The 26,568-nt window shown below is 68.3% G+C and carries 35 protein-coding genes; 30 read left to right on the top strand and 5 right to left on the bottom strand.

All coding sequences use genetic code 11. The annotated features are described in order from the left end of the window. Positions 1-90: 90 nt before the first annotated feature. The gene (gene tuf, locus GXP74_RS35275) at positions 91-1,284 is read left to right on the top strand and encodes an elongation factor Tu (protein WP_182455297.1); all 1,194 of its coding nucleotides are present in this window, start codon (positions 91-93) and stop codon (positions 1,282-1,284) included. A gap of 209 nt (positions 1,285-1,493) precedes the next feature. Here the strand turns inward: tuf and rfbC are convergent, their stop codons facing one another. Next, positions 1,494-2,096, bottom strand: coding sequence for a dTDP-4-dehydrorhamnose 3,5-epimerase (gene rfbC, locus GXP74_RS35270; protein WP_182455296.1), 603 nt, complete (start codon positions 2,094-2,096; stop codon positions 1,494-1,496). After that, positions 2,093-2,965 (bottom strand): glucose-1-phosphate thymidylyltransferase RfbA, encoded by an 873-nt coding sequence (gene rfbA / locus GXP74_RS35265; RefSeq protein WP_182455295.1) that lies wholly within the window; start codon positions 2,963-2,965, stop codon positions 2,093-2,095. Before rfbA ends, rfbC begins: the two co-directional genes overlap by 4 nt. Before the next feature lie 166 nt (positions 2,966-3,131). On the opposite strand from rfbA, the gene rfbB reads away from it, so the two are divergent. The 6 genes from rfbB (at position 3,132) to GXP74_RS35235 (ending at position 8,456) form a co-directional block, all read left to right on the top strand. After that, a complete protein-coding gene (gene rfbB / locus GXP74_RS35260) occupies positions 3,132-4,118 on the top strand; it encodes a dTDP-glucose 4,6-dehydratase (RefSeq protein ID WP_182455294.1) in 987 nt (328 codons plus the stop codon). Further along, complete coding sequence (gene rfbD / locus GXP74_RS35255) at positions 4,115-5,029, top strand: dTDP-4-dehydrorhamnose reductase (protein WP_182455293.1); 915 nt, start codon at positions 4,115-4,117, stop codon at positions 5,027-5,029. Before rfbB ends, rfbD begins: the two co-directional genes overlap by 4 nt. Next, a complete protein-coding gene (locus GXP74_RS35250; RefSeq protein WP_182455292.1) occupies positions 5,026-6,336 on the top strand; it encodes a lipopolysaccharide biosynthesis protein in 1,311 nt (436 codons plus the stop codon). Before rfbD ends, GXP74_RS35250 begins: the two co-directional genes overlap by 4 nt. A 28-nt stretch (positions 6,337-6,364) precedes the next feature. Then, positions 6,365-7,054 (top strand): glycosyltransferase family 2 protein, encoded by a 690-nt coding sequence (locus GXP74_RS35245; protein WP_225448409.1) that lies wholly within the window; start codon positions 6,365-6,367, stop codon positions 7,052-7,054. Next, a complete protein-coding gene (locus GXP74_RS35240; RefSeq protein ID WP_182455290.1) occupies positions 7,051-7,437 on the top strand; it encodes a DUF2304 domain-containing protein in 387 nt (128 codons plus the stop codon). Before GXP74_RS35245 ends, GXP74_RS35240 begins: the two co-directional genes overlap by 4 nt. A 95-nt stretch (positions 7,438-7,532) precedes the next feature. Beyond that, the gene (locus GXP74_RS35235; protein ID WP_182455289.1) at positions 7,533-8,456 is read left to right on the top strand and encodes a glycosyltransferase family 2 protein; all 924 of its coding nucleotides are present in this window, start codon (positions 7,533-7,535) and stop codon (positions 8,454-8,456) included. A 90-nt stretch (positions 8,457-8,546) separates the two neighbouring features. Here the strand turns inward: GXP74_RS35235 and GXP74_RS35230 are convergent, their stop codons facing one another. The 3 genes from GXP74_RS35230 to GXP74_RS35220 form a co-directional block, all read right to left on the bottom strand. Continuing rightward, positions 8,547-10,106 (bottom strand): DUF2142 domain-containing protein, encoded by a 1,560-nt coding sequence (locus GXP74_RS35230; protein ID WP_182455288.1) that lies wholly within the window; start codon positions 10,104-10,106, stop codon positions 8,547-8,549. A 52-nt stretch (positions 10,107-10,158) separates the two neighbouring features. Beyond that, on the bottom strand, positions 10,159-11,781 hold the full coding sequence (locus GXP74_RS35225; RefSeq protein WP_182455287.1) for a hypothetical protein: 1,623 nt from the start codon (positions 11,779-11,781) through the stop codon (positions 10,159-10,161). Positions 11,782-11,903: 122 nt separating this feature from the next. Continuing rightward, the gene (locus GXP74_RS35220; protein WP_182455286.1) at positions 11,904-13,799 is read right to left on the bottom strand and encodes a hypothetical protein; all 1,896 of its coding nucleotides are present in this window, start codon (positions 13,797-13,799) and stop codon (positions 11,904-11,906) included. Positions 13,800-14,299: 500 nt separating this feature from the next. Between GXP74_RS35220 and rpsJ the strand changes: the two genes are divergently transcribed. From rpsJ to GXP74_RS35105, 23 genes are all read left to right on the top strand, one after another. Then, positions 14,300-14,608: a 30S ribosomal protein S10 gene (gene rpsJ / locus GXP74_RS35215; protein ID WP_020549238.1), complete on the top strand. Its 309-nt coding sequence runs from the start codon at positions 14,300-14,302 to the stop codon at positions 14,606-14,608. A 15-nt stretch (positions 14,609-14,623) separates the two neighbouring features. After that, positions 14,624-15,268: a 50S ribosomal protein L3 gene (rplC, locus tag GXP74_RS35210; protein WP_182455285.1), complete on the top strand. Its 645-nt coding sequence runs from the start codon at positions 14,624-14,626 to the stop codon at positions 15,266-15,268. A gap of 4 nt (positions 15,269-15,272) precedes the next feature. Continuing rightward, positions 15,273-15,950 carry a 50S ribosomal protein L4 gene (rplD, locus tag GXP74_RS35205; protein WP_182455284.1) on the top strand — a complete coding sequence of 226 codons (678 nt, stop codon included), beginning with the start codon at positions 15,273-15,275 and terminating at the stop codon, positions 15,948-15,950. Further along, positions 15,950-16,279 (top strand): 50S ribosomal protein L23, encoded by a 330-nt coding sequence (gene rplW / locus GXP74_RS35200; protein ID WP_182455283.1) that lies wholly within the window; start codon positions 15,950-15,952, stop codon positions 16,277-16,279. The genes rplD and rplW overlap by 1 nt, the downstream gene beginning before the upstream one ends. Positions 16,280-16,322: 43 nt before the next feature. Beyond that, on the top strand, positions 16,323-17,159 hold the full coding sequence (gene rplB, locus GXP74_RS35195) for a 50S ribosomal protein L2 (protein WP_182455282.1): 837 nt from the start codon (positions 16,323-16,325) through the stop codon (positions 17,157-17,159). An 11-nt stretch (positions 17,160-17,170) separates the two neighbouring features. After that, entirely contained in the window at positions 17,171-17,452 is a 282-nt protein-coding gene (gene rpsS / locus GXP74_RS35190; protein WP_034089814.1) for a 30S ribosomal protein S19, read from the top strand. Positions 17,453-17,498: 46 nt separating this feature from the next. After that, positions 17,499-17,846 carry a 50S ribosomal protein L22 gene (gene rplV / locus GXP74_RS35185; protein WP_182456856.1) on the top strand — a complete coding sequence of 116 codons (348 nt, stop codon included), beginning with the start codon at positions 17,499-17,501 and terminating at the stop codon, positions 17,844-17,846. Next, the gene (gene rpsC / locus GXP74_RS35180; protein ID WP_182455281.1) at positions 17,846-18,685 is read left to right on the top strand and encodes a 30S ribosomal protein S3; all 840 of its coding nucleotides are present in this window, start codon (positions 17,846-17,848) and stop codon (positions 18,683-18,685) included. The genes rplV and rpsC overlap by 1 nt, the downstream gene beginning before the upstream one ends. Positions 18,686-18,689: 4 nt before the next feature. Then, complete coding sequence (gene rplP / locus GXP74_RS35175; RefSeq protein WP_030251586.1) at positions 18,690-19,109, top strand: 50S ribosomal protein L16; 420 nt, start codon at positions 18,690-18,692, stop codon at positions 19,107-19,109. After that, complete coding sequence (gene rpmC, locus GXP74_RS35170; RefSeq protein ID WP_182455280.1) at positions 19,109-19,333, top strand: 50S ribosomal protein L29; 225 nt, start codon at positions 19,109-19,111, stop codon at positions 19,331-19,333. The genes rplP and rpmC overlap by 1 nt, the downstream gene beginning before the upstream one ends. Then, complete coding sequence (gene rpsQ / locus GXP74_RS35165) at positions 19,333-19,608, top strand: 30S ribosomal protein S17 (RefSeq protein WP_182455279.1); 276 nt, start codon at positions 19,333-19,335, stop codon at positions 19,606-19,608. The genes rpmC and rpsQ overlap by 1 nt, the downstream gene beginning before the upstream one ends. A gap of 106 nt (positions 19,609-19,714) precedes the next feature. Beyond that, the gene (gene rplN / locus GXP74_RS35160; protein WP_030251577.1) at positions 19,715-20,086 is read left to right on the top strand and encodes a 50S ribosomal protein L14; all 372 of its coding nucleotides are present in this window, start codon (positions 19,715-19,717) and stop codon (positions 20,084-20,086) included. 15 nt (positions 20,087-20,101) lie between these two features. Next, positions 20,102-20,425 carry a 50S ribosomal protein L24 gene (gene rplX / locus GXP74_RS35155; RefSeq protein WP_030251573.1) on the top strand — a complete coding sequence of 108 codons (324 nt, stop codon included), beginning with the start codon at positions 20,102-20,104 and terminating at the stop codon, positions 20,423-20,425. Further along, a complete protein-coding gene (gene rplE / locus GXP74_RS35150) occupies positions 20,425-20,994 on the top strand; it encodes a 50S ribosomal protein L5 (RefSeq protein ID WP_182455278.1) in 570 nt (189 codons plus the stop codon). The genes rplX and rplE overlap by 1 nt, the downstream gene beginning before the upstream one ends. A gap of 4 nt (positions 20,995-20,998) precedes the next feature. Further along, complete coding sequence (locus tag GXP74_RS35145) at positions 20,999-21,184, top strand: type Z 30S ribosomal protein S14 (RefSeq protein ID WP_030251570.1); 186 nt, start codon at positions 20,999-21,001, stop codon at positions 21,182-21,184. Positions 21,185-21,416: 232 nt separating this feature from the next. After that, positions 21,417-21,824 (top strand): 30S ribosomal protein S8, encoded by a 408-nt coding sequence (gene rpsH / locus GXP74_RS35140; protein WP_182455277.1) that lies wholly within the window; start codon positions 21,417-21,419, stop codon positions 21,822-21,824. Between the two features lie 23 nt (positions 21,825-21,847). After that, positions 21,848-22,387, top strand: a complete 540-nt coding sequence (gene rplF, locus GXP74_RS35135; RefSeq protein ID WP_182455276.1) for a 50S ribosomal protein L6 — start codon at positions 21,848-21,850, stop codon at positions 22,385-22,387. A 3-nt stretch (positions 22,388-22,390) separates the two neighbouring features. Continuing rightward, a complete protein-coding gene (gene rplR / locus GXP74_RS35130) occupies positions 22,391-22,774 on the top strand; it encodes a 50S ribosomal protein L18 (RefSeq protein WP_182455275.1) in 384 nt (127 codons plus the stop codon). 45 nt (positions 22,775-22,819) lie between these two features. After that, complete coding sequence (gene rpsE, locus GXP74_RS35125; RefSeq protein WP_182455274.1) at positions 22,820-23,446, top strand: 30S ribosomal protein S5; 627 nt, start codon at positions 22,820-22,822, stop codon at positions 23,444-23,446. Continuing rightward, a complete protein-coding gene (gene rpmD / locus GXP74_RS35120; protein ID WP_030251557.1) occupies positions 23,446-23,628 on the top strand; it encodes a 50S ribosomal protein L30 in 183 nt (60 codons plus the stop codon). The genes rpsE and rpmD overlap by 1 nt, the downstream gene beginning before the upstream one ends. A gap of 1 nt (position 23,629) precedes the next feature. Continuing rightward, positions 23,630-24,085, top strand: coding sequence for a 50S ribosomal protein L15 (gene rplO / locus GXP74_RS35115; RefSeq protein WP_182455273.1), 456 nt, complete (start codon positions 23,630-23,632; stop codon positions 24,083-24,085). A gap of 370 nt (positions 24,086-24,455) precedes the next feature. Continuing rightward, complete coding sequence (gene secY / locus GXP74_RS35110; protein ID WP_182455272.1) at positions 24,456-25,769, top strand: preprotein translocase subunit SecY; 1,314 nt, start codon at positions 24,456-24,458, stop codon at positions 25,767-25,769. Further along, positions 25,769-26,455 (top strand): adenylate kinase, encoded by a 687-nt coding sequence (locus tag GXP74_RS35105; RefSeq protein WP_182455271.1) that lies wholly within the window; start codon positions 25,769-25,771, stop codon positions 26,453-26,455. The genes secY and GXP74_RS35105 overlap by 1 nt, the downstream gene beginning before the upstream one ends. Positions 26,456-26,568: the final 113 nt, after the last annotated feature.

Genomic DNA, 26,568 nt, shown 5'->3' with positions numbered 1-26,568 from the left:
GAGCCGGGCGCTGACAAGCGGACGGTACCGGCGCGATATCAGACCACCTGACGTCGTACGGCGTACAGAACCAGTCCTCAGGAGGACCCAGTGGCGAAGGCGAAGTTCGAGCGGACGAAGCCCCACGTCAACATCGGCACCATCGGTCACATCGACCACGGTAAGACGACCCTTACCGCGGCGATCACCAAGGTGCTGCACGACGCGTACCCGACCCTGAACGAGGCCTCGGCCTTCGACCAGATCGACAAGGCGCCGGAAGAGCGTCAGCGCGGTATCACCATCTCCATCGCGCACGTCGAGTACCAGACCGAGGCGCGTCACTACGCCCACGTCGACTGCCCGGGTCACGCGGACTACATCAAGAACATGATCACCGGTGCCGCCCAGATGGACGGCGCGATCCTGGTCGTGGCCGCCACCGACGGCCCGATGCCGCAGACCAAGGAGCACGTGCTCCTGGCCCGCCAGGTCGGCGTGCCCTCCATCGTCGTCGCGCTGAACAAGGCCGACATGGTGGACGACGAGGAGATCCTGGAGCTCGTCGAGCTTGAGGTCCGCGAGCTGCTCTCGGAGTACGAGTTCCCGGGCGACGACCTCCCGGTCGTGCGCGTCTCGGCGCTCAAGGCGCTTGAGGGCGACAAGGAGTGGGGCGAGAAGCTGCTCGGCCTGATGGCCGCGGTGGACGAGTTCATCCCGACCCCGGCCCGTGACGTCGAGAAGCCCTTCCTCATGCCGATCGAGGACGTCTTCACGATCACCGGTCGTGGCACCGTCGTCACCGGCCGTATCGAGCGCGGTGTCCTCAAGGTCAACGAGACCGTGGACATCATCGGCATCAAGCAGACCAAGACGACCACCACGGTCACCGGCATCGAGATGTTCCGCAAGCTGCTGGACGAGGGCCAGGCGGGCGAGAACGTCGGTCTGCTCCTCCGTGGCATCAAGCGCGAGGACGTCGAGCGCGGCCAGGTCATCATCAAGCCGGGTACGGTCACCCCGCACACCGACTTCGAGGCGCAGGCGTACATCCTGTCGAAGGACGAGGGTGGCCGTCACACCCCCTTCTTCAACAACTACCGCCCGCAGTTCTACTTCCGCACCACGGACGTGACCGGCGTCGTGACCCTCCCCGAGGGCACCGAGATGGTCATGCCCGGCGACAACACCGCCATGACCGTCGTGCTGATCCAGCCGATCGCCATGGAGGAGGGCCTCAAGTTCGCCATCCGTGAGGGTGGCCGGACCGTCGGCGCCGGCCAGGTCACCAAGATCCTCAAGTAGTCTCCGGGTCTGACCTGTCGTACCGCAGTGCCCAGTGGGGCCCCGTTCCGCCTTCCGGCGGGGCGGGGCCCCACTGGCGTCCCCGGGGTCGGCACGGGGGCGTCCACCGGCGGTTGGGGGGCGCGGCAGATCCGGGCGGCAACGGAAACGGCTGCCGCAACGCCCCCGAGGGCGTCGCGGCAGCCGTTTGCGGGTGCGCGCCGGCGCGGTCAGCCGCGCTCGCGCAGCGACGCGGTGAAGGCCAGGGTCTGCTGGTAGTCGGGCAGCAGCCCGGAGGAGAGCGCCTCGGCCAGGGTGGGCGCGGCCTCGTCCTTGGCGGACAGCTGCGGCGCGGTGGCCGGCCAGTCGATGGCCAGGTCCGGGTCGAGCGGGTGGATGCCGTGCTCACCGGTCGGGTTGTACGTCGCCGAGCAGAGGTAGGTCAGCGTCGCGTCGTCGCTGAGCGCGCAGAAGCCGTGCCCCAGGCCCTCGGAGAGGTAGACCGCCGCCCGGTCGGTCTCGTCCAGCCGGACGCCCTCCCAGCGGCCGAAGGTGGGGGAGCCCACCCGCAGGTCCACCACCACGTCGAGCACCGCGCCGCGGACACAGGTCACGTACTTGGCCTGGCCCGGGGGGACGTCGGCGAAGTGGATGCCGCGGACCACCCCGGCCGCGGACACCGACAGGTTCCCCTGCGCCAGGTTCAGCGGGTGGCCGACCGCCTCGGCGAGGTGGTCGAACCGGTACCACTCCATGAACATCCCGCGCGGGTCACCGTGCTGCTTGGTGGTGATCTCCCAGGCGCCCTCGATGCTCAGCGGGCGGATCTTCATCGAACGTTCTCCTTCAGGAGTTCCAGCAGGTAGTCGCCGTAGCCGCTCTTGCACAGGGGCTCGGCGAGCTCCCGCAGCCGGTCGTCGTCGATGTACCCCATCCGCCAGGCCACCTCCTCGACGCAGCCGATCTTGTAGCCCTGGCGCTCCTCGATGACCCGGACGTACTCGGACGCCTTCATCAGCGAGGCGAAGGTTCCGGTGTCCAGCCAGGCCGTTCCCCGATCGAGCACGGTGACCTGCAACTGGCCGTCACGCAGGTACTGCTCGTTGACCGCGGTGATCTCCAGCTCGCCGCGCGCGCTCGGCTTCAGCCCGGCGGCGATCTCGACCACCCGGTTGTCGTAGAAGTACAGGCCGGGCACGGCGTAGCGGGACTTGGGGTGCTCCGGCTTCTCCTCCAGCGAGAGGGCGTTGCCGTCCGCGTCGAACTCGACCACGCCGTAGGCGCTCGGGTCCGCCACCGGGTACGCGAACACCCGGCCGCCGACCAGGGCCTCGTGCTGGCTGAGCCGGGTGCCGAGGCCGCTGCCGTGGAAGATGTTGTCGCCGAGGACCAGCGCCACCGACTCCTCGCCGATGAACTCCGCGCCCAGGGTGAACGCCTGGGCCAGGCCCTCGGGGCGCTCCTGGACCACGTACTCCAGGCGGAGCCCGAACTGCGAGCCGTCGCCGAGCAGGCGCTGGAACTGCTCCTGGTCCTGTGGGGTGGTGATGATGAGGATCTCCTGGATCCCCGCCATCATCAGCGTGGTGAGCGGGTAGTAGACCATCGGCTTGTCGAACACCGGCATGAGTTGCTTGGAGATGGCGCGGGTGAGCGGCCACAACCGTGAACCGGTGCCACCTGCCAGAAGAATGCCTCGCATACGGCCACTGTATCGGCGCGGCAAGGGTCGCTTTCTCCCGGCCGGTTCTCCCGGCTGTTCTTCCGGCTGTTCTTCCGGCTGTTCTTCCGGCGGGTCCCGGCATCGCCCGGGTGGGGGCTGTCCCCTGCTCGGAGGCGGGCCGTCTCTGCGTAGACTTCGGTCTACTATGCGAATCCTCGTCACCGGCGGCGCCGGTTTCATTGGCTCCGAGTTCGTCCGCTCACTGCTCGGTGGTGCCGACGGTGCTCCGGACACCTCGATCACCGTTCTGGACAAGCTCACCTACTCCGGGGTCGAGGCCAACCTCGCCCCGGTCGCGGCCCACCCCGGCTACCGCTTCGTGCGGGGCGACATCTGCGACGCCGACGTGGTCGACCAGGTGATGCCCGGCCACGACGCCGTGGTGCACTTCGCCGCCGAGTCCCACGTCGACCGCTCCATCGCGGGCGCCGGACCGTTCGTCACCACCAACGTCCTGGGGACGCAGGTGCTGCTCGACTCGGCCCGCAAGCACGGCGTCGGGCGCTTCGTCCACGTCTCCACGGACGAGGTCTACGGCTCGATCAGCGAGGGCTCCTGGACCGAGACCTGGCCGTTGCAGCCGAACTCGCCGTACTCGGCCTCCAAGGCCGGTTCCGACCTGCTGGCGCTGGCCTACCACCGCACCCACGGCATGGACGTGGTGGTGACCCGCTGCTCCAACAACTACGGGCACTACCAGTTCCCGGAGAAGGTCATCCCGCTGTTCACCACCAACCTGCTGGACGGCCACAAGGTGCCGCTGTACGGCACCGGCGGCAACATCCGGGACTGGCTGCACGTCTCCGACCACTGCCGCGGCATCGAGCTGGCGCTGCTCAAGGGCCGGGCCGGTGAGGTCTACAACATCGGCGGCGGCACCGAGATCACCAACCGCGAGCTGACCGGCCTGCTGCTGGCCGCTGCCGGGGCGGACTGGGACATGGTGGTCCCGGTCGAGGACCGCAAGGGCCACGACCTGCGCTACTCCCTGGACATCAGCAAGATCAGCGAGGAGCTGGGCTACGCCCCGAAGGTCTCCTTCGAGGAGGGCCTGGCCGCCACCATCGCCTGGTACCGCGACAACCGCGCCTGGTGGGAGCCGCTGAAGCAGAAGGCGGCGCTGGGCCAGTGAGCGACACGCAGCAGCCGACCAGCTGGCTGGTCGTCGGCGCCGGCGGCCAGCTCGGCCAGGACCTGCTGGACGTCCTGGCCGGGACGTCCGGGGTACGCGCCGAGGGGCTCACCCGGGCCGAGCTCGACATCACCGACCCGGCGGCCGTGCGCGCCGCCGTGGCCGGGCACCAGGTCGTCGTCAACGCCGCCGCCTGGACCAACGTCGACGCCGCCGAGACCGCCGAGGAGGCCGCCGCCGCCGTCAACGGCGCCGGTGCCCGCAACCTCGCCGCCGCCTGCGCCGGGACCGGCGCCCGGCTGTTGCAGGTCTCCACGGACTACGTGTTCGCCGGGGACGGCGACAGCCCGTACCAGGAGTCGGCGCCCACCGGCCCGGTCAGCGCCTACGGCCGCAGCAAGCTGCTGGGCGAGCGGGCCGTCGCCGAGCTGCTGCCGGAGCACGGCTACATCGTCCGCACCGCCTGGCTGTACGGCGAGCACGGCCGCAACTTCGTGGCCACCATGCTGAAGCTGTCGGCCCAGCGCGACACCCTGGATGTGGTCGACGACCAGCGCGGCCAGCCCACCTGGTCGCACGACCTGGCGCGGCAGCTGCGCGACCTCGGCCAGGCCGCGGTCGAGGGCGGCGCCCCGGCCGGGATCTACCACGGCACGGCCTCCGGCGAGACCACCTGGTTCGAGCTGGCCCGGACGGTGTTCGAGCTCAGCGGGCTCGACCCGGAGCGGGTCCGGCCGACCACCTCGGCCGCCTTCGTCCAGGCCGCCAAGCGGCCCGCGTACAGCGTGCTGGGCCACGACCGCTGGGTCGAGGCCGGGCTCAAGCCGCTGCCGCACTGGCGGGACAGCCTGGCCGAGGCGCTGCGGCGGCCCGGCTTCGCGGCCCTCACCGGATCCCCGGGTCCCGGATGAGCAACCCGCTGGCGAAGCTGCTGCGCGTGATCCCCGCCGGGACCCACCTGGTCATCGGCGGGACGATGGTCCTCGGCGCGGCCTCGTACATCCAGATCTCGATCGCCGGCCACGCGCTGGCCAGCAGCCCGCGCGCGGCCGTGTCCGAGCTGTGGTCGCTGGTGATGACGGTCAGCCTGGGGCTGTTCTTCCCGATCGAGCAGGAGCTCACCCGAGTGGTGGCGGCCCGCGCGGTGCGCGGCGAGGGGGTGGCCCCGGTGCTGCGCCGGGCCGCGCTGCTCACCCTCGGGCTGCTGGTGCTGATCGGCGGCGCGCTGGCGCTGGGCGCGGGCCCGCTGGCGAACACCTTCTTCGGCGGCGACCGCACCCTGGTCTGGGCCTTCGCGGGCTCGCTGGTCGGGATGGCGCTGGTCTACCTGACCCGGGGCATCCTGGCCGGGCTCGGCCTGTTCAACTCGTACGGCATCTCGCTCGCGCTGGACGGCGGGCTGCGGATCGTGCTGGCCGGCGGCCTGTTCCTGGCGGGCAGCCACTCGGCGGTGGCGTACGGCCTGGTGCTCGCGGCGGCCCCGCTGTTCGCCATGCTCTGCACGCTCCCGGCGACGCTGCGCGGCTGCCGCCCGGGCCCGCTGATGCCCTGGAACGAGCTGTTCCAGAACATGACCATGATGATCACCGCCTCGGTGCTGGCGCAGGTCGTGGTCAACGCGGCGGTGATCACCACCGCGCTGGTGCACACCGATACCCGGGTCACCTTCGCGCTGCTGAGCGCCGGGGTGCTGTGCCGGATCCCGCTGTTCGTCTTCGGCTCGCTACAGCCCACGCTGATGACCGGGCTGTCCACCACGGCCACCACCGGCGACCGCGCGGGCTTTCGAAAAATGCTGGTGCAGACCTGCGCGGTGATCGTCGGACTGGGTCTGGCGGGTGCCATTCCGGCCGTGTTCATCGGTTCATGGCTTATTCATACCTTCCTGGGTGCGCCGAACGTCCTCGGCTCCATGGACTTCTTCTGGTTCTCGGCCGGGACCATGTGCTACATGCTGGCCATGGTGCTCGGGCAGGCGCTGATGGCCCTTGGAAGGCATCGTTGGCAGATGCTCGCCTGGCTCCTGGGGACGGCCGCACTGGTGGCCGTCACGCTCGTGCCAGGCCTGGTTACCACCCGGGTTGAGGTAGCGTATGCGTTCGGATCGCTGGTGACCGCGGCAGTCATGCTCCTCACCCTGGTCCAGGGTGTCACCAAGAGATCATCCGGTCCCGCAACCAACGGCGCCGCTGCGGCGTCTGCGTTGGAAAATGTCTGATGCCGCCCGTTCCCACCTCGGAGACGCAGTGAACGATTACCACGACACCTGGCTGGTGATCCCCGTCTACAACGAGGAACAGGTCATCGCCGACGTTGTCGAGCAGGCTCTCAAGGTCTTCCCGAACATCGTCTGCGTAAACGACGGCAGTTCCGACAACTCCGCGGAGCGGATTCTCGGCACCGGCGCCCACCTGGTCCGGCACCCGGTCAACCTGGGCCAGGGCGCGGCCCTGCAGACCGGCCTGTCCTACGCGCTCGCGCAGCCCGGTGCCGAGTACTTCGTCACCTTCGACGCCGACGGCCAGCACCAGACCGACGACGCCGAGAAGCTGGTCGCGCTGCTCCGCGAGGACGTCGCCGACGTGGTCCTCGGCTCCCGCTTCATCGAGCAGAGCGACCAGGTGCCGCTGCTCAAGCGGATCGTGCTGCGCACCGCCGCCACCATCAGCCCGACCGCCCGTCGGCTGAAGCTCACCGACTCGCACAACGGCCTGCGCGGGCTCAACCGCAAGGCCGCCTCGCGGTTGAGGATCACCATGAACGGCATGGCGCACGCCTCCGAGATCGTGGGCATCCTGGCCCGGTCCGACCTGCGGGTCGCCGAGATCCCGGTCGACATCCTGTACACCGAGTACTCCCGGGCCAAGGGGCAGTCGCTCCTCAACGGCGTCAACATCCTCTTCGACATCTCACTGAGGGAGCGTGGCGGCCGATGAAGGGCACCCTGCTGATCCAGTTGATCCTGCTCCTCGGCGCGGGGATGATGCTGGTCCTGTTCATCCGCCGCTGGGACGCCGCGCACACCCGTGCCTGGAAGCGCATCGCGTTCTTCGTGTTCGTGGTCGCCAACGTCTTCGCGGTGCTCCGCCCCGGCGACGTGACCTGGGTGGCCCACCAGCTCGGCGTCGGCCGCGGCACCGACCTGGTGCTGTACCTGCTGGTGGTCGCGGTGTCCTTCTTCGCGCTGAACACCTACATGCGGTTCCGCTCGCTGGAGAAGAAGGTCACCGACCTGGCCCGGACGGTGGCGCTGCGGGACGCGGAGCTGCTCAACCGGGAGCGACTGGGCGCCTCCGCCCACGTCTCCTCGACTCCCTGACGTCCCGACTCCCTGACGTCCCGACTCCCTGACGTCCCGACTCCCTGACGTCCCGACTCCTGCCGGACCACTCGACCCGAGGCGTGCTCACTGTCATGGCGACCTTCGACATCATGATGCCGTACTACGGAGACGTCGGTCTGATGCAGGACGCTGTCCGCAGCGTGCTCGCGCAGACCGACCCGGACTGGCGGCTGACCGTCATCGACGACGGCCGCGAGCCCGGGGTGCCGGAGTGGTTCGCCGAGCTCGGCGACGAGCGGGTGCGGTACCAGCGCAACCCGCGGAACCTGGGCATCACCCGCAACTTCCAGAAGTGCGTCGAGCTGCTGGAGCTGGAGCGCGCGGTCATCATGGGCTGCGACGACCTGCTGCTGCCCGGCTACCTGGAGACCGTCCGCCGGGTGCTCAAGGAGCACCCGGGGGTCGGCATGGTGCAGCCCGGCGTCGAGGTCATCGACGGGCAGGGCGAGGTCACCGGCGGCCTGGTGGACGACGTGAAGAGCCGCCTGTACGCCCCCGAGGTGAAGGGCAGCCGCCGGATGGGCGGCGAGGCCCTGGCCGCCAGCCTGCTGCGCGGCAACTGGCTCTACTTCCCTTCGATCTGCTGGGACTCGGCCGCCATCAAGGCGGTGAACTTCCGCGACGGGCTCTCGGTCATCCAGGACCTGGCCCTGGTCATCGACCTGCTACAGCGCGGCGAGGAGATGGTGATCGACACCGAACCCGCCTTCCGCTACCGGCGGCACGCGGTCAGCGAGTCCTCGGTGCAGGCCTTCTCGGGCACCCGCTTCGCCGAGGCCGAGCGCTACTTCGCCGAGGTGGCCGACCGGATGGACGCCCAGGGCTGGCCGCGCGCGGCGCGCGCGGCGCGGATCCACAGCGCCTCCCGGCTGCACGCGCTGACCATGCTCCCGGGCGCCCTCAAGCGCGCCCAGTGGGGCGGCGTGCGCACGCTGGCCGGCCACGCGCTGCGCCCCACCGGCACCACGAAGAGCGCCGCCGCCGACGGTTCCTGAGAACCCGTCCGACGGCGGCGCCGCTGCCCGCTGTTCTTCTTCCTCTTCCCGCGGGTCCTGCGGTACCACCGCAGGACCCGCGGTACTTCTCTAGGCCTGCGGTATCCCCACGGTGCGGGGCATCGCCCCGGTGGCGGTCAGGCCCGCGGGCCAGGGCTGGTCGGCGTCCGCCTCCTGGTCCCGCCGCTGGAGCGCGTGGACCAGTCCGAACTCGGCGAGCAGGGCCAGCACGTAGACCGCGACCCACAGCGCCCAGGTGCCCGGCGGCTGCCAGTGCGCGTGCCGGGGGATCAGCGAGCCGTTCAGGCCGACCACGTAGCGGTGCAGCGCCCAGTAGAACGCCGCCAGGTCGGCGATCGACAGCACCAGCATGGTGATGCCGACCAGCCGCCCGCGCGCCATCGGCTTGAGCGGGTCGCGCCTGGCGATGACGAAGGCGCTGAGGATCGGCAGTCCGGCGGCGAAGGCCAGCAGGTAGCGGCCCTGCCAGATCGGCCCCAACTCGTAGTCGAGGGTGCTGCCGACGATCGGGATGACCAGGATCCCCACGATGATCATCACGATCGGCAGGGCCTCGCGGCGGCGGGAGCAGGTCAGTGCCACCAGCGCCAGCGCGACGATGGCGCCGATCCAGAGCAGCATCGTGGCCTCCGGCGAGGGGGTGTCCAGCCAGCCGAAGTTGCCGACCATCTGGTCGATGTACTTGCCGGAGGCGTGGAAGGTCCAGGCCGCGACCGTGTACGGGGTGAGCGCCCGGTTGAGCGAGGAGTGGTCGGGGTGGGTCATGTTCCACACCTCGCCCGCGATGAAGGCGACCCCGGAGACGGCCGTCCACAGCCAGAAGGCCCGGCGCTGGACGATCGATCGGAGCGTGCCCCGTTCGTTGACCAGCAGGCCGACGGTGATGGTGGCGGCGACCCAGGCGAGCCCCAGCGGCCGGATGCAGAACAACGAGGCCGAGGCGACCCCGGCGGCGGCCAGCCGCATGTTCAGCAGTCTCGGATCGGGTGACATGAAGACCGACAGCACCGCCGTCCAGGCGAGGATCCCGGCCGCGGCCTCGACCGCGTTAGGGTTGACCACGCCGCCGAGGAACAGCACCATCGGCGTCGCCGCCGCGAGCACCCCGAGCACGGCCACCCCGCGCCGCCGCCACTCGCTGGCCAGGGCCAGTGCGCTGGCCAGCAGCGCGGCGCAGAGCCCAGCAGTTATCAGCCGCATGGCGTAGACGCTGGCCCTGGGCTTCAGCAGCAGCGAGGGCCAGCCGACGGCGAGGTAGTACACCGGGTTGTAGCGGCCCGCCGCGGTGGTCATCGCGACGACCTGCTCGCCGCCGTGGACCGCGCGGGCGCACCCGGCCGGAGTGGCCGGGTTGAAGGCGTAGCAGCGGTACATGGTGTTCAGCGAGGCATAGCTCGCCGGCAGCGTGATACCGGTGACGACCTGCTTGGACAGGAAGTGTTCGACCTTGACGAACTGGACCACGTCCGGGCCGTTGAACTCGCCGCGTACGACGGAGGCGGCTCGCAGGATGTGCGCCGGTTCGTCCGGTGCGGCGGTGAGCGGCGTGGCGAAGGACCACGCGCCCATCAGCGTCAGGAAGAGAGCGAACCCTGCCAGCCAGATCCTCCGCCTGTTCGCGGTGACCATGGGTCCGACAGTCTGGAGTATCGGTGGCATGGAACTAGAAGACCTCGTCTGCTCAGTTGGCCGGTCGGTGATAGATCATGTTCACCCACGACTGGTCGCCGTTCTTCGAGCACTTTCCGCCCGGCGCATACTTGGGACATTTTCCATTGGTCATGCGAACGGTCTGCGAAACCCAGGGAAGAATCTGGTAGGTGTTGGTCTTCTGCGGCATGTACCTATCAGACTGGGACGAGCCCATCGAGCCGACAAGGAAGATCAGTGCACAGAACACACCGATCACCGCCGGACCTCGACCGGGCAGGTACTTTCCCGCGCGTTTGACCGCCAGCCAGAGCGAAAGCGTGACAAATATCAGTCCGCAGTAGAGCAACTGATTGTCGGTGCGGATCCACAGCTGCACGTCACCGGTGCTGTACATCCGCGAGGCGAAGTACATGCGCATCAGCCAGGCGCTGCCCATGAGGGCGACCGTGGCCAGCACCACCGAGCGGCGCAGCCCCAGCCAGAGCGCGACCGCCAGGGCGACGAACAGCAGCGTGGTGAAGACGCTGACCCCGCCGATCTCCCCGGGCGGCGGCCACTGGCCGACCTGGCCCGGCATGTCCGTCCGCCACAGCGAGAAGAACGCCGGATCGGTGTAGGCGTCGAAGCCGTAGTCCCGGTCGGCCGTGCCCGAGGCCGCCAGCAGGTCGAACACGTACCAGCCGGCCACCACCATGAAGGCGGCGGTGGTGGTGCCGAGGAAGGCCAGGGCCTTCTGGCGCCCGCCGGGCACGGCCGAGCGCCAGGGGAAGAGCAGCGCCACGGCCACGAAGGTGCCCGCGGCGCTCCAGACGAACCAGCCCGAGTAGGTGAGCAGCAGCAGCCCCAGCAGCACCCCCAGCCAGGCCCCGGTGAGCAGCAGCGGCCGCCAGTCCTGGCGCTCGGACCGGCGGAACGCCCGCAGGAACGCGGCCAGCACCGGCAGCAGCAGGATCAGCACGGTCGCGCTGTACGGCTTGTACGAGTCGATCAGCGCCATCATCGGCACGATGCCGATGACCGTGGCCCAGACCGGGCTGTAGAGCATCCGCCAGCACAGGTACGCCAGCGGTCCGGTGATCGCGGCGCCGAGGATCTCCAGGTCCTTGAAGGCGTAGCCGGCGTTGCCGCCGTGGAACACCTTGGCGAACGCCGCCAGGCTGTAGAGCGGCAGCGGCGGGTAGATCGGCTCCGGGTTCGGGTGCCCGTGCATGATCGTGGTCGCCCACTCGACGATCCGGCCGCTGTCGCCGTTCAGGCCGAACATCGGCCAGGGCGTGCCCAGCAGCGAGACCACGGCCCCCGCGGCCACGAAGCCGCTGGCCAGACCGGCCAGCGCGGCGCAGCTCAGCCGGGTGGCCAGCGGGAACCAGCGGCCGCCCCGGAAGGTGCGGGTGAACACCAGCACCGCCACCAGCACCAGGCACAGCAGCGCGAAGCGCAGCTGGATCGCGGCGAGCCCGCTGACCGCCCCGAGCCGGTTCATCGGGTCGACGTTGAGGTGCCACACCAGCAGCGGCAGCAGCAGGCAGGAGCCGAAGGCGACGGCGGCCTCGGCGGCGGTCAGCGCCCAGGTGCGCCGGATCCCGCCGAGCAGCAGTCCCCGGGCGCGCGTTCCGCCGCCCGCCGGGTGGGTAAGAGTGATGCTGCTCACATGGGGGTCCCTGGGAATCTCAGTGTCGGGAACACGTCCCGCTGCATGCCGCACGGCAGCGTCGCCCCCAGCGCAGCTGCGTCACCTTATCCCACGCGTGAGCGATATCAGACGCGACATGCCTACGGTTGTTCGACCGTAATGGCGCTATCCGGATGATTTCGCTGGAAGGTAAGCACGGTCTGACGAACCGTATGATTATCACTGAGCACCTGCAGGGGCCCGCTCAGCGTCTCCAGCTGGCCGGCCAGCGTGTGCGGGATTCCCTGGACCCGCTGCACCGGGACAAAGGCCCAGCTGGACAGCTGGGCGGCGCGACCCGAGGTGCGGTCGAGCACGTTGAGCCAGAGCGTGGCGTAGTAGTTCCCCTGGTAGTTCGCTTGCAGCGATTCAGCCATTACCAGCGTCGGCGCCGACTGCTCGCCGAAGCCGACGACCTGCGCTTTCGCCAGTACCAGCCGGGCCACAGGGACCTCCCAGGTGGAGCCGCGCAGGTAGTTCTGGAGCTTGCTGCCGGCGCTGGTGGAGGCGGCGTGGTCGCTCTGGGCGTTGTAGCCGAGGGTGACCACCACCAGTACCGAGGCGGCCAGCGAGACCAGTCCGGTCTGCGCCCGGAGCGACCGGGTCGCCCGGTCACCGGCGGGCAGCAGCACGCCGACCGAGCCCAGCGACACCAGGGCGGCGACCACCAACTGGTGCAGCATCTTCTCAAAATAGTAAGAACTGTGGCCGAGCGAGTGCAGCTGGTACAGCATCACCAGGCCCGCCACGCCACCGGCCACGAGCAGCACCGCGGCGGTCACCCGGGCCGTCCGCTCGCCGCGCACCAGCGCCAGCAGCGTCACCAGCGCCGCCGCGGCCACCAGCGGCCACAGCAGGTGCCGGTTGACCGGGGTGATCCCGCCCGCGGTGTTCAGCGCGGAGGCCGAGTTGACCACGGTCCAGTTGGCCGCGACCGGTACCAGCGCCAGTATCCCGGTGGCGGCCATGGCGCAGCCGAGCACCAGCGACTGCCGCCGCTCGGCCACCCGGGGCCGGTGCACCAGCAGCGAGGCCAGTGCCACCGCCCCGGCCGCCGGAAGCCACAGGTAGTAGCCGAAGCCGATGCCCACCACCAGCACGGCCATCAGCAGCAGTTGCTCCCTGGGCCGGTCGACCGGGCGGATCGCCACCGCCAGCAGCGCGGCGAACAGCGCGAGCCCGAAGAGCTCGCTGACGAAGCCGTCCTGCAGCATCGAGGTGCCCTCGGACGCGACCAGGTAGCCGCCGACCGCGAGCACCAGCGGCAGCGCCGCCGCCGCGCCGAGCCGGGGCCCGGCCACCCGGCAGGCGGCCCAGCAGACGGTGATCGTGAAGGCCGCGCAGACCAGCGTGGTCAGCTCGATGAAGTGCGGCAGCTCGGTGACCGTGGTGGACGTCCCCGGGTGCAGGAAGCGGTCCACCACCGCCAGCACGAAGTGGCTGCCCTGCGGGTACGCGGACATCCCGGCCTGTAGCACCGGCTGGTTCTGCGCGCTGTGCAGGAAGGCGTAGCCGCCGAGGGTGCGGATGGAGTCGAACAGGCCGAAGTGCCGCGCCAGGTCCTCGGCGGTGATGTAGGAGGACAGCCGCTGCGCGGCGCCGCTGCCCAGCAGCGGCCAGAGGTAGACCAGCACGATGCCCAGGCTCCCGGCGGCGAGCACCGCGTCCCGGGAGGGGAAGCGCCAGGGCAGTGAGAAGCGGCGCCCGGTCACCGCCGCCGCCGCGATCAGCAGCGCGAAGCCCAGCTCGCCCACCGGCAGCGGGTCCAGGCCCCAGGGCCAGAGCGAGAGCAGCAGCCCGATCCCGGTGGTGGCACCGGCCAGGAACAGGCCGGAGAGCAGCAGCCGGTCGAACAGCGAGGAGCCGGTGCGGAGCACCCCGGCGGCGGTTATCCACAGCGCGAACGGGACCACGAGGTCCAGCCCGGACAGGGTCGCGAGCGGCGGCAGCAGCAACAGCGGGAGCAGCGTTGCCCAGCCGGCACGCAGAGAAGGCATATCGGTACCTGTTCGGTCTGAAGCCACACTGGTTTGACAAGAAGGATGACCTGGGTACGCTCAACGGCCCAATTGGCGCGCACTCTGTCCGCTATGGCACACTAGCCAAGTTGCTCGGTTGAGTGCCGATGCTGTGCGTCCCCGCTTCGCTCCGACCTTTCCCGGTCCGGTGGCTCAGCAGGGGACCGGAAGCAAGTCCCACAGTACTCGTCGTGCCCGTGTACGGCCGTTGCCTAGTTGATCCTGACGAAGCGCGGCAGCTGCGGCGCGGACGTACGGGAATCTTCCGGGAAGTGCAAGCAGGCGCTCGATCCGGCGTTTCGCCCCGGCGTGGACCTCACGGTCGCGCCACCGGGGCCCGAGAGTTCGACCAAGGCTTTCTTATGGCGGGCAGCGCGACACGCCCGACCGCGTGGGTCGAAGGAACGCCACTGGGGCCTCCACCCGGAGGACCCAGCCGCAGAAGCAGCAAGACCACACAGAAGGACTACTGAGAAGCCATGGCGGGACAGAAGATCCGCATCCGGCTCAAGGCCTACGACCACGAGGTCATCGACTCCTCGGCGAAGAAGATCGTCGAGACGGTGACGCGTACTGGTGCGCAGGTCGCGGGCCCGGTGCCGCTGCCCACTGAGAAGAACGTGTACTGCGTCATCCGCTCGCCGCACAAGTACAAGGACTCGCGCGAGCACTTCGAGATGCGCACGCACAAGCGTCTGATCGACATCCTCGACCCGACCCCCAAGACCGTTGACTCTCTGATGCGACTCGACCTCCCGGCCGGCGTCGACATCGAGATCAAGCTCTGAAGGGGCTGAACGAAGATGGCTAAGCAGATGAAGGGCATCCTGGGCGAGAAGCTCGGCATGACCCAGGTCTGGGACGAGAACAACCGGATCGTGCCGGTGACCGTCGTCAAGGCCGGGCCGAATGTCGTGACCCAGGTCCACACCGCCGACGGCACCGGCTACGACGCCGTGCAGATCGGCTTCGGCGAGATCGACCCGCGCAAGGTGAACAAGCCCCTCGCGGGTCACTTCGCCAAGGCCGGCGTCACCCCCCGTCGCCACCTCGTCGAGCTGCGCACCAGCGACGCCGGCGAGTACACCCTGGGCCAGGAGATCACCGCTGAGGTGTTCGAGGCCGGTATCAAGGTCGACGTGACCGGTACCAGCAAGGGCAAGGGCTTCGCGGGTGTCATGAAGCGCCACAACTTCCACGGTCTCGGCGCCGGACACGGCGTGCAGCGCAAGCACCGCTCGCCCGGCTCGATCGGTGGCTGCGCCACCCCGGGTCGCGTCTTCAAGGGCATGCGCATGGCTGGTCGCATGGGCCACGAGCGCGTGACCACCCAGAACCTGACCGTTCACGCCGTTGACGCGGAGAAGGGCCTGCTGCTCATCAAGGGCGCTGTCCCCGGTCCGAACGGCGGCCTCATCCTGGTCCGCACCGCGGCGAAGGGGGTCTGAAGCAATGAGCACCATCAACGTTCTCTCCCCTGCGGGTGAGACCGTCGGCACCGTCGAGCTGCCGGCCGAGATCTTCGACGCCAAGGTCAGCATCCCGCTGATCCACCAGGTCGTCGTCGCCCAGCTGGCCGCGGCCCGCCAGGGCACGCACAAGACGAAGACCCGCGCCGAGGTCCGCGGCGGTGGCCGCAAGCCGTACCGCCAGAAGGGCACCGGCCGCGCCCGTCAGGGCTCGACCCGCGCTCCGCAGTTCGCCGGCGGTGGCGTCGTGCACGGCCCCGTGCCGCGCGACTACTCGCAGCGCACCCCCAAGAAGATGAAGGCCGCCGCTCTGCGTGGCGCCCTCTCCGACCGGGCCCGCAACTCCCGCATCCACGTCGTCACCGGCGTGACCGCGGGCGAGGCGCCGTCCACCAAGGCTGCCCGCACCCTGATCGGCAAGATCAGCGAGCGCAAGAACGTCCTCCTCGTGGTCGAGCGCGACGACGAGCTGGCGATCAAGAGCGCCCGCAACCTGCCCGAGGTGCACATCCTGGACGCCGGTCAGCTGAACACCTACGACGTGCTCGTCTCCGACGATGTGGTCTTCACCCAGGCCGCCTTCGAGCGCTTCGTGAGCGGCCCCGCCGCCTCCGCGAAGGCCGTTGCCTCTTCGAGCGAGCTCGAAGGGAGCGACGCCTGATGAGCGACGCAACGATCACCAGCAAGACGTTCACGGACCCCCGTGACGTCCTGGTCAAGCCGGTCATCTCGGAGAAGAGCTACGCGCTCCTCGACGAGGGCAAGTACACGTTCATCGTGGCGCCGGGCTCCAACAAGACCCAGATCAAGCAGGCCGTCGAGGCGGTCTTCGCGGTCAAGGTCGCCAACGTCAACACGATCAACCGTCAGGGCAAGCGCAAGCGGTCCAAGAACGGTTTCGGCAAGCGCAAGGACACCAAGCGCGCCATCGTGACGCTGGCAGAGGGCAGCAAGCCCATCGACATCTTCGGGGCTCCGGCCACCGCCTGACGGCGCAGTCGGACAACCGAAACGGACGAGGACAGAAGAAGCCATGGGCATCCGCAAGTACAAGCCGACAACGCCGGGCCGTCGTGGCTCCAGCGTTGCCGACTTCGTCGAGATCACGCGGTCCGAGCCGGAGAAGTCGCTGGTCCGCCCCCTGCACAGCAAGGGCGGTCGTAACAACACCGGTCGTGTGACTGTTCGCCACCAGGGTGGCGGCCACAAGCGCGCGTACCGCGTCATCGACTTCCGTCGTCACGACAAGGACGGCGTTCCGGCCAAGGTCGCTCACATCGAGTACGACCCGAACCGCACCGCACGCATCGCGCTGCTGCACTACGCAGACGGCGAGAAGCGCTACATCATCGCCCCCGCCAAGCTCGGCCAGGGCGACCGGGTTGAGAACGGCCCCGCGGCCGACATCAAGCCGGGCAACAACCTGCCGCTGCGCAACATCCCGGTCGGTACGGTCATCCACGCCATCGAGCTGCGGCCCGGCGGCGGCGCGAAGATCGCCCGTTCCGCGGGTTCCTCCGTGCAGCTGCTCGCGAAGGAGGGCGTCTACGCCCACCTCCGCATGCCCTCGGGCGAGGTCCGCCTGGTCGACGCCCGCTGCCGCGCCACCATCGGCGAGGTCGGCAACGCCGAGCAGTCGAACATCAACTGGGGCAAGGCCGGCCGTATGCGCTGGAAGGGCGTTCGCCCGACCGTGCGTGGTGTGGCCATGAACCCGATCGACCACCCGCACGGTGGTGGTGAGGGTAAGACCTCCGGTGGTCGCCACCCGGTTTCGCCGTGGGGTCAGAAGGAGGGTCGTACTCGTTCGCCGAAGAAGGCGTCCAACAAGTACATCGTCCGCCGCCGCAAGACGAACAAGAAGCGCTAGGAGCAGTCTCGATGCCGCGCAGTCTCAAGAAGGGGCCCTTCGTCGACGACCACCTCATGAAGAAGGTGGATGTCCAGAACGAAGCCGGTACCCAGAACGTCATCAAGACCTGGTCCCGTCGCTCCATGATCGTGCCGGCGATGCTGGGTCACACCCTCGCGGTGCACGACGGCCGCAAGCACGTCCCGGTGTTCGTCACCGAGTCGATGGTCGGCCACAAGCTCGGCGAGTTCGCGCCGACCCGCACCTTCCGCGGCCACGAGAAGGACGACCGCAAGTCGCGTCGTCGCTGATCTGCGGAAAGCGAAGACCATGACAGACACCAACAAGGGGACAACCATGGAAGCCAGGGCAGCGGCACGGTACATCCGTGTAACGCCCATGAAGGCCCGCCGCGTGGTGGACCTCATCCGTGGCATGAACGCCACGGAGGCCCAGGCGGTCCTGCGTTTCGCTCCGCAGGCCGCAAGCGTGCCGGTCGGCAAGGTGCTCGACAGCGCCATTGCCAACGCCAAGCACAACTACAACCACAACAACGTGGACTCGCTGTACGTCTCCGAGGCGTACGTCGACGAGGGCCCGACCCTGAAGCGTTTCCGTCCGCGGGCCCAGGGCCGCGCGTACCGGATCCGTAAGCGGACGAGCCACATCACCGTGGTTCTCGCGTCGAAGGAAGGGACCCGGTAATGGGCCAGAAGGTAAACCCGCACGGGTTCCGCCTCGGCATCACCACGGACTTCAAGTCCCGCTGGTACGCCGACAAGCTGTACAAGGACTACGTCAAGGAAGACGTCGCCATCCGTCGGATGATGACGTCCGGCATGGAGCGCGCCGGCATCTCGAAGGTTGAGATCGAGCGCACCCGTGACCGCGTGCGGGTGGACATCCACACCGCTCGTCCCGGCATCGTCATCGGCCGTCGCGGCACCGAGGCCGACCGCATCCGCGGCGACCTTGAGAAGCTGACCGGCAAGCAGGTCCAGCTGAACATCCTTGAGGTCAAGAACCCCGAGCTGGACGCCCAGCTCGTGGCTCAGGGCGTCGCGGAGCAGCTGTCCTCCCGCGTCTCCTTCCGTCGCGCCATGCGTAAGAGCATGCAGGGCACGATGAAGTCCGGCGCCAAGGGCATCAAGATCCAGTGCTCCGGTCGTCTCGGCGGCGCTGAGATGTCCCGCTCGGAGTTCTACCGCGAGGGCCGCGTGCCCCTGCACACCCTGCGCGCCAACGTGGACTACGGCTTCTTCGAGGCCAAGACCACCTTCGGCCGCATCGGCGTGAAGGTCTGGATCTACAAGGGCGACGTCAAGAACATCGCCGAGGTCCGTGCCGACAACGCCGCCGCCAAGGCCGGCAACCGTCCGCCCCGCGCGGGTGGCCCGGGCGAGCGCCCCCGTCGCGGTGGCGAGCGCCCCGCCGGTGGCGAGCGCGGTGGCCGTGGCCGTCGTCCCGGCACCGAGGCTCCGGCCGCGGTGACCGAGGCCGCGGTCGAGGCTGCTCCCTCGAACGACACTGGAACGGAGGCCTGACCCCATGCTGATCCCTCGCAGGGTCAAGCACCGCAAGCAGCACCACCCCAAGCGGCGTGGCATGGCTAAGGGCGGTACCGAGCTGGCGTTCGGCGAGTACGGCCTGCAGGCCGTCTCCCCGGCGTATGTGACGAACCGGCAGATCGAGTCCGCTCGTATCTCCATCACCCGTCACATCAAGCGCGGTGGCAAGGTCTGGATCAACATCTACCCGGACCGTCCCCTCACCAAGAAGCCGGCCGAGACCCGCATGGGTTCCGGTAAGGGCTCGCCGGAGTGGTGGATTGCCAACGTGCACCCCGGACGCGTGATGTTCGAGTTGTCGTACCCGAACGAGAAGATTGCGCGCGAGGCGCTCACCCGCGCCGCGCACAAGCTTCCGATGAAGTGCCGGATCGTCCGGCGCGAGGCAGGTGAGAGCTGATGTCGGCCACCACCAAGGCTGCAGAGCTTCGTGAGCTCGATGGCGAGGCACTCGTCGCGAAGCTCCGTGAGGCCAAGGAGGAGCTGTTCAACCTCCGCTTCCAGGCGGCGACCGGGCAGCTCGACAACCACGGACGGCTTCCGCTCGTGAAGAAGCAGATCGCGCGGATCTACACCCTGATGCGCGAGCGCGAGCTGGGCATCGAGACGGTGGAGAACGCCTGATGACTGAGAACACGAACGAAGAGGCACGCGGCTTCCGCAAGACCCGTGAGGGTCTGGTCGTCAGCGACAAGATGGACAAGACCGTCGTCGTCGCCGTCGAGGACCGCGTCAAGCACGCGCTGTACGGCAAGGTCATCCGCCGTACGAACAAGCTGAAGGCGCACGACGAGGCCAACGCCGCGGGCGTCGGCGACCGTGTCCTCCTCATGGAGACCCGGCCGCTGTCCGCGACGAAGCGCTGGCGCGTCGTCGAGATCCTTGAGAAGGCCAAGTAGTAACGAACGCGATTGGGCGCGGCTCGTATGTGCCTGAGGTTCCTCGGAACGCTCAGGTGAGCAGCGGGCCGGCCCGGTCCCGATCGTTGACGATCAGGAGAAAGCTGTGATCCAGCAGGAGTCGCGACTGCGTGTCGCCGACAACACTGGTGCGAAGGAGATCCTTTGCATCCGTGTTCTCGGTGGCTCCGGCCGACGCTACGCGGGTATCGGTGACGTCATCGTCGCCACCGTCAAGGACGCGATCCCCGGTGGCAACGTGAAGAAGGGCGATGTGGTCAAGGCCGTCATCGTCCGCACCGTGAAGGAGCGCCGTCGTCCGGACGGTTCCTACATCCGTTTCGACGAGAACGCCGCCGTCATCCTCAAGAACACCGATGGTGACCCGCGCGGAACCCGCATCTTCGGCCCGGTGGGCCGCGAGCTGCGTGACAAGAAGTTCATGAAGATCATCTCGCTTGCGCCGGAGGTGCTCTAACCCATGGCGAACAGCATGAAGATCAAGAAGGGTGACCTGGTCCAGGTCATCACCGGCAAGGACAAGGGCAAGCAGGGGAAGGTCATCCAGGCCATCCCGACTGAGAACCGCGTCCTGGTCGAGGGTGTCAACCGGGTCAAGAAGCACACCAAGGTCGGCCAGACCGCCCGTGGTGCCCAGACCGGCGGCATCGTGACCACTGAGGCCCCGATCCACGTGAGCAACGTTCAGCTCGTCGTGGAGAAGGACGGCAAGAAGGTCGTCACCCGCGTCGGTTACCGCTTCGATGACGAGGGCAACAAGATCCGCGTTGCCAAGCGAACCGGTGAGGACATCTGATGACCGACACCTCTGTTGAGAAGGTGACCCCCCGTCTCAAGGAGCGCTACCGCTCCGAGATCAAGGGTCAGCTGCAGGAGCAGTTCTCCTACGAGAACGTCATGCTGATCCCCGGCCTGGTCAAGGTCGTGGTCAACATGGGTGTGGGCGACGCCGCCCGCGACTCCAAGCTGATCGACGGTGCGGTCAAGGACCTCACCGCGATCACCGGTCAGAAGCCGACCGTGACCAAGGCCCGCAAGTCCATCGCGCAGTTCAAGCTGCGTGAGGGCCAGCCCATCGGTACCCACGTCACCCTGCGTGGCGACCGCATGTGGGAGTTCCTGGACCGTCTGGTGTCGCTGGCGCTGCCGCGTATCCGTGACTTCCGCGGTCTGTCGCCGAAGCAGTTCGACGGCAAGGGCAACTACACCTTCGGTCTGACCGAGCAGGTCATGTTCCACGAGATCGACCAGGACAAGGTCGACCGCACGCGCGGCATGGACATCACCGTGGTCACCACTGCCCAGACCGACGACGAGGGCCGGGCGCTGCTGCGTGCCCTTGGCTTCCCGTTCAAGGAGAACTGAGCACATGGCTAAGAAGTCCCTCATCGCGAAGGCGGAGCGCAAGCCGAAGTTCGGCGTCCGGGGTTACACCCGCTGCCAGCGCTGCGGCCGTCCGCACTCCGTGTACCGCAAGTTCGGCCTGTGCCGCGTGTGCCTTCGTGAGATGGCCCACCGCGGCGAGCTGCCGGGTGTCACCAAGAGCTCCTGGTAGTCCCAGCAGCTCCGAGGTGCCCCCTCCGGGTCCGCAGGGCCGCCGGCCCCACCGCCGTTTTGGGAAGTCCGTAGGACGTCCCGTAAGGTAGTGGGGTCGGGGCCCCGCGCCCTTGATTCGTCTTACGTAGTGCCTGATTAACTACGCCGTAGGTCCCCGCGCCGCGCCCGCTCTGGTTCAACCCCGGGCTGCGCGCTTCGGGAAACCGCGGTGAGAGAGGCCACAGGCCATCATGACCATGACCGACCCGATCGCAGACATGTTGACTCGTCTGCGGAACGCGAACTCGGCCTACCACGACGCTGTCGTGATGCCCCACAGCAAGATCAAGACCCACATCGCCGAGATCCTCCAGCAGGAGGGCTACATCTCGGGATGGAAGGTTGAGGAGCCCAAGGAGGGCGAGGTCGGCAAGCGCCTGACCATCGACCTCAAGTTCGGCCCCAACCGTGAGCGCTCGATCGCGGGCATCAAGCGGATCTCCAAGCCGGGTCTGCGGGTCTACACCAAGTCCACCAGCATGCCGAAGGTGCTCGGCGGCCTGGGCGTGGCGATCATCTCCACGTCCGCAGGTCTGCTCACCGGACAGCAGGCAGCCAAGAAGGGCGTGGGTGGGGAAGTCCTCGCCTACGTCTGGTAACTAAGGGAAACGGAGGTACAGCAATGTCTCGCATTGGACGGCTGCCCATCCCGGTTCCCGCCGGCGTGGACGTCACCATCGATGGCCGCACGGTCTCGGTGAAGGGCCCCAAGGGTCTCCTTCACCACACCGTTGCCGCGCCGATCGACATCGCCAAGGGTGAGGACGGCACTCTGCTCGTCACCCGCCCCAACGACGAGCGTATGTCGAAGGCCCTGCACGGCCTGACCCGCACGCTGGTGGCGAACATGATCACCGGCGTGACCGCGGGCTACCGCAAGTCGCTTGAGATCAGCGGCGTCGGCTACCGAGTCGCAGCGAAGGGCTCCTCCATGGAGTTCGCGCTCGGCTACAGCCACCCGATCGTCATCGAGGCCCCCGAAGGCATCGCCTTCGTGGTCGAGTCGCCCACCAAGTTCCACGTGGACGGCATCGACAAGCAGCAGGTTGGCGAGGTGGCTGCGAAGATTCGCAAGCTGCGCAAGCCCGACCCGTACAAGGCCAAGGGTGTCAAGTACGCCGGCGAGGTCATCCGCCGCAAGGTCGGAAAGAGTGGTAAGTAACCCATGAGTGTCGGTGTGAAGATCGGCAAGGGCAACGGTTACAAGGCCGCCGCCCGCAAGCGCCGCGCCATCCGCGTCCGCAAGCGCGTCTCCGGTACGCCGGTGCGTCCGCGCCTGGTCGTGTCTCGGTCCAACCGCCACATCGTGGCGCAGGTGATCGACGACCTCGCGGGCCACACGCTGGCTTCGGCGTCCACCCTCGACGTGTCCATCAAGGGCGTCGACGGAGACAAGACCGAGCAGGCCAAGAAGGTCGGGGCCCTGGTCGCTGAGCGCGCCAAGGCTGCCGGTATCGAAGCGGTCGTCTTCGACCGCGCGGGCAACCAGTACGCCGGGCGCATCGCCGCCCTGGCGGACGCCGCCCGTGAAGCCGGGCTCGACTTCTGACCCGCTCGCCCAAGCTGGCGGACGTAAACGAGAGAGGTAAATCCAATGGCTGGACCCCAGCGCCGCGGTAGCGGCGCCGGCGGCGGCACCGGCGGTGGCGAGCGGCGTGACCGTAAGCGGGATGGTCGTGACGGTGCCCCCGTCGTCGAGAAGACCGCGTACGTCGAACGTGTTGTCGCGATCAACCGTGTCGCCAAGGTTGTCAAGGGTGGTCGTCGCTTCAGCTTCACCGCGCTGGTCGTGGTGGGCGACGGTGACGGCACCGTAGGTGTCGGTTACGGCAAGGCCAAGGAAGTTCCCGCGGCCATTGCCAAGGGTGTCGAGGAAGCCAAGAAGAACTTCTTCAAGGTTCCCCGCATCCAGGGCACCATCCCCCACCCGATCACGGGTGAGAAGGCCGCGGGCGTCGTCCTGCTCAAGCCGGCCTCGCCGGGTACCGGTGTTATCGCCGGTGGTCCCGTGCGTGCCGTGCTGGAGTGCGCGGGCGTCCACGACATCCTGTCGAAGTCCATGGGCTCCGACAACGCGATCAACGTCGTGCACGCCACGGTCGCCGCTCTGAAGGGCCTCTCGCGCCCCGAGGAGATCGCCGCCCGTCGCGGACTGCCGCTTGAGGACGTCGCTCCCGCAGCCCTGCTGCGTGCGCGTGCTGCCGGGCAGGGGGCTGCGTAATGGCTCGCCTGAAGATCACGCAGACCAAGTCGTACATCGGCAGCAAGCAGAACCACCGTGACACCCTGCGTTCGCTTGGTCTCAAGCGCATGCACGACGTGGTCGTGAAGGAGGACCGTCCCGAGATCCGCGGGATGGCCCAGACCGTCCGCCACCTCGTCACGGTCGAGGAGGTGGACTGAAATGGCGGAGCAGAACCCGCTGAAGATCCACAACCTGCGGCCCGCCCCGGGTGCCAAGACCGCCAAGACCCGTGTCGGTCGTGGTGAGGCATCCAAGGGTAAGACCGCTGGTCGTGGTACCAAGGGCACCAAGGCGCGGTACCAGGTTCCGGCGCGTTTCGAGGGTGGCCAGATGCCCCTTCACATGCGCCTGCCGAAGCTCAAGGGCTTCAAGAACCCGTTCCGCGTGGAGTTCCAGGTCGTGAACCTGGACAAGCTCAACACCCTCTACCCCGAGGGTGGCGAGGTCACCGTCGAGGGCCTGGTCGCCAAGGGCGCGGTTCGCAAGAACTCGCTCGTCAAGGTGCTGGGTACCGGTGAGCTCACCGTGGCGCTGCAGGTTTCGGTTGACGCCGTCTCCGCTTCCGCCGCCGAGAAGATCGCCGCCGCCGGCGGCACCGTCACCGAGCTGATCTGAGGCTTCGCCGCAGAGCGTTCGACTGGCACAAGCGTCGGGCCCGTCCCCCTTTCGGGGGGCGGGCCCGACGTTCTGCGTTCCGCCCCCGATCCGTTCGACACACCGCTCCAACCCGCGCCTGTTGGGGACGAAGGGTGACAACCGCACACATGGCGGGGGCACAGCTGAAGATGCATGCGGGCACGCGCTTCATTCGGGCGGCCACGGACTGTTAGAGTCCGTGGAGTCCACTTGTAGTCTGGCGGCGGTCTGTTGTCTGCGCGCCGGTTCCGCGAGCGGATCCCCCCACTGTCAGGCCCTGTTCGGAACCGTGCCGGGCCCAGATCCACCGTCCCTCCCGCCGCCTCGGCAGGGAGCTGCAGGAGGCACCGTGCTCACCGCGTTCGCCCGGGCGTTCAAGACGCCCGACCTGCGCAAGAAGCTGCTGTTCACGCTGGCCATCATGGCTGTCTTCCGGATGGGTGCGCACATCCCCGTACCCGGAGTCAGTTTCAAGGCTGTCCAGGCCTGTGTGTCCGCAGAGGCCAGCGGGACCAACCTGCTGGGCCTGGTGAACCTGTTCAGTGGTGGCGCGCTGCTGCAGATCACCATCTTCGCGCTGGGCATCATGCCCTACATCACGTCCAGCATCATCCTGCAGCTGCTGACGGTGGTGATCCCGCGGCTGGACGCCCTGAAGCAGGAGGGGCAGTCCGGGCAGACCAAGATCACCCAGTACACCCGGTACCTGACCATCGCCCTCGCCGTGCTGCAGGCGACCGGCATCGTGGCCACCGCCTCCAGCGGCGCGCTGTTCAGCAGCGCCGGGGCCGGTTGCGACGCGTCCAAGGTGGTCCCGAACCAGTCGGTGTTCACCATCGCCACCATGGTCATCACCATGACCGCGGGCACTGTGGTGATCATGTGGCTCGGTGAGCTGATCACCGACCGCGGCATCGGCAACGGCATGTCGATCCTGATCTTCACCTCGGTCGCCTCCGGCTTCCCCTCCTCGCTCTGGAACATCAAGACCGAGAAGGGCTGGGCCACCTTCGTCTTCGTGATGATCATGGGTCTGTGCATGGTCGGCCTGGTGGTCTTCGTCGAGCAGGCACAGCGCCGGATCCCGGTCCAGTACGCGAAGCGGATGATCGGCCGCCGGGCCTACGGCGGCACCTCGACCTACATCCCGCTGAAGGTCAACCAGGCGGGTGTGATCCCGGTCATCTTCGCCAGCTCGCTGCTCTACATCCCGGCGCTGGTCGTCCAGTTGAGCGGGGACACGACCAAGGGCTGGGCGGTCTGGATCCAGGCGAACCTGACCAAGAGCGACAAGCCGCTCTACATGGCGGTCGACTTCCTGCTGATCGTCTTCTTCGCGTTCTTCTACGTCGCCATCTCCTTCAACCCCGAGGAAGTGGCCGACAACATGAAGAAGTATGGTGGTTTCATCCCGGGCATCCGGGCCGGCCGCCCGACTGCCGAATACCTCAACTACGTGCTGACCAGGATCACCTGGCCGGGCTCGCTGTACCTGGGCCTGATCGCCATGGTGCCGCTGATCGCGCTCGGGGCATTCGGTGCGTCACAGAACTTCCCGTTCGGCGGTACGAGCATCCTGATCGTTGTCGGTGTCGGCCTTGAAACTGTGAAGCAGATCGAGAGCCAGCTCCAGCAGCGCAACTACGAAGGGTTCCTCCGCTGATGCGAATCGTCCTCGTCGGGCCGCCCGGGGCCGGGAAGGGTACTCAGGCCACGCTGCTGGCCAAGACCCTGTCCATCCCGCACGTGTCCACCGGTGACCTGTTCCGCGCCAACATCAGTCAGGGCACCGAGCTGGGCCTTGCCGCGAAGAGCATCATGGACGCGGGCGAGCTGGTACCGGATGAGGTCACCATCGCCATGGCGAAGGACCGGCTGGCCCAGCCGGACGCCGCCAACGGCTTCCTGCTCGACGGATTCCCCCGCAACGTGGCCCAGGCCGTGGCGCTGGACGAGATCCTCACCGAGTGGGGGATCGAGTTGGACGGCGTGCTGGACCTGGAGGTCCCCGAGGACGAGGTGGTCCGCCGCATCGCGGGCCGGCGGGTGTGCCGCAACGACAGCGCGCACATCTTCCACGTGGAGTACAACACCCCGGCCGTGCCGGGCGTCTGCGACGTCTGCGGCGGTGAGCTCTACCAGCGCGGGGACGACAGCGAGGAGAGCGTGCGAGTCCGGCTGGAGGTCTACCACACGCAGACCGAGCCGATCATCGCGTACTACCAGAAGCAGGGACTGGTCACCACCATCCCGGCGCTGGGCAAGGTGGACGAGGTCACCGGGCGGGCCATCGAGGCGCTGCGCCGGAACAAGGACACCGAGGACAGGGAAACAGTCGGCTCCGAGTGAGTCGACGCGCGTACGCGCGAACCGGCCGTGACGCCCGCAGGGGGGTCACGGCCGGAGCGCGTTCGGGCGGACGGTCGTACCGTGGAACGGTGGCCGGGCAGGGACGAACGGGA

Source organism: Streptacidiphilus sp. P02-A3a, assembly GCF_014084105.1.
Taxonomy (GTDB): domain Bacteria; phylum Actinomycetota; class Actinomycetes; order Streptomycetales; family Streptomycetaceae; genus Streptacidiphilus.
Note: the sequence above shows the minus strand (reverse complement) of the source record. Positions and strands in the feature narration are given on the sequence as shown.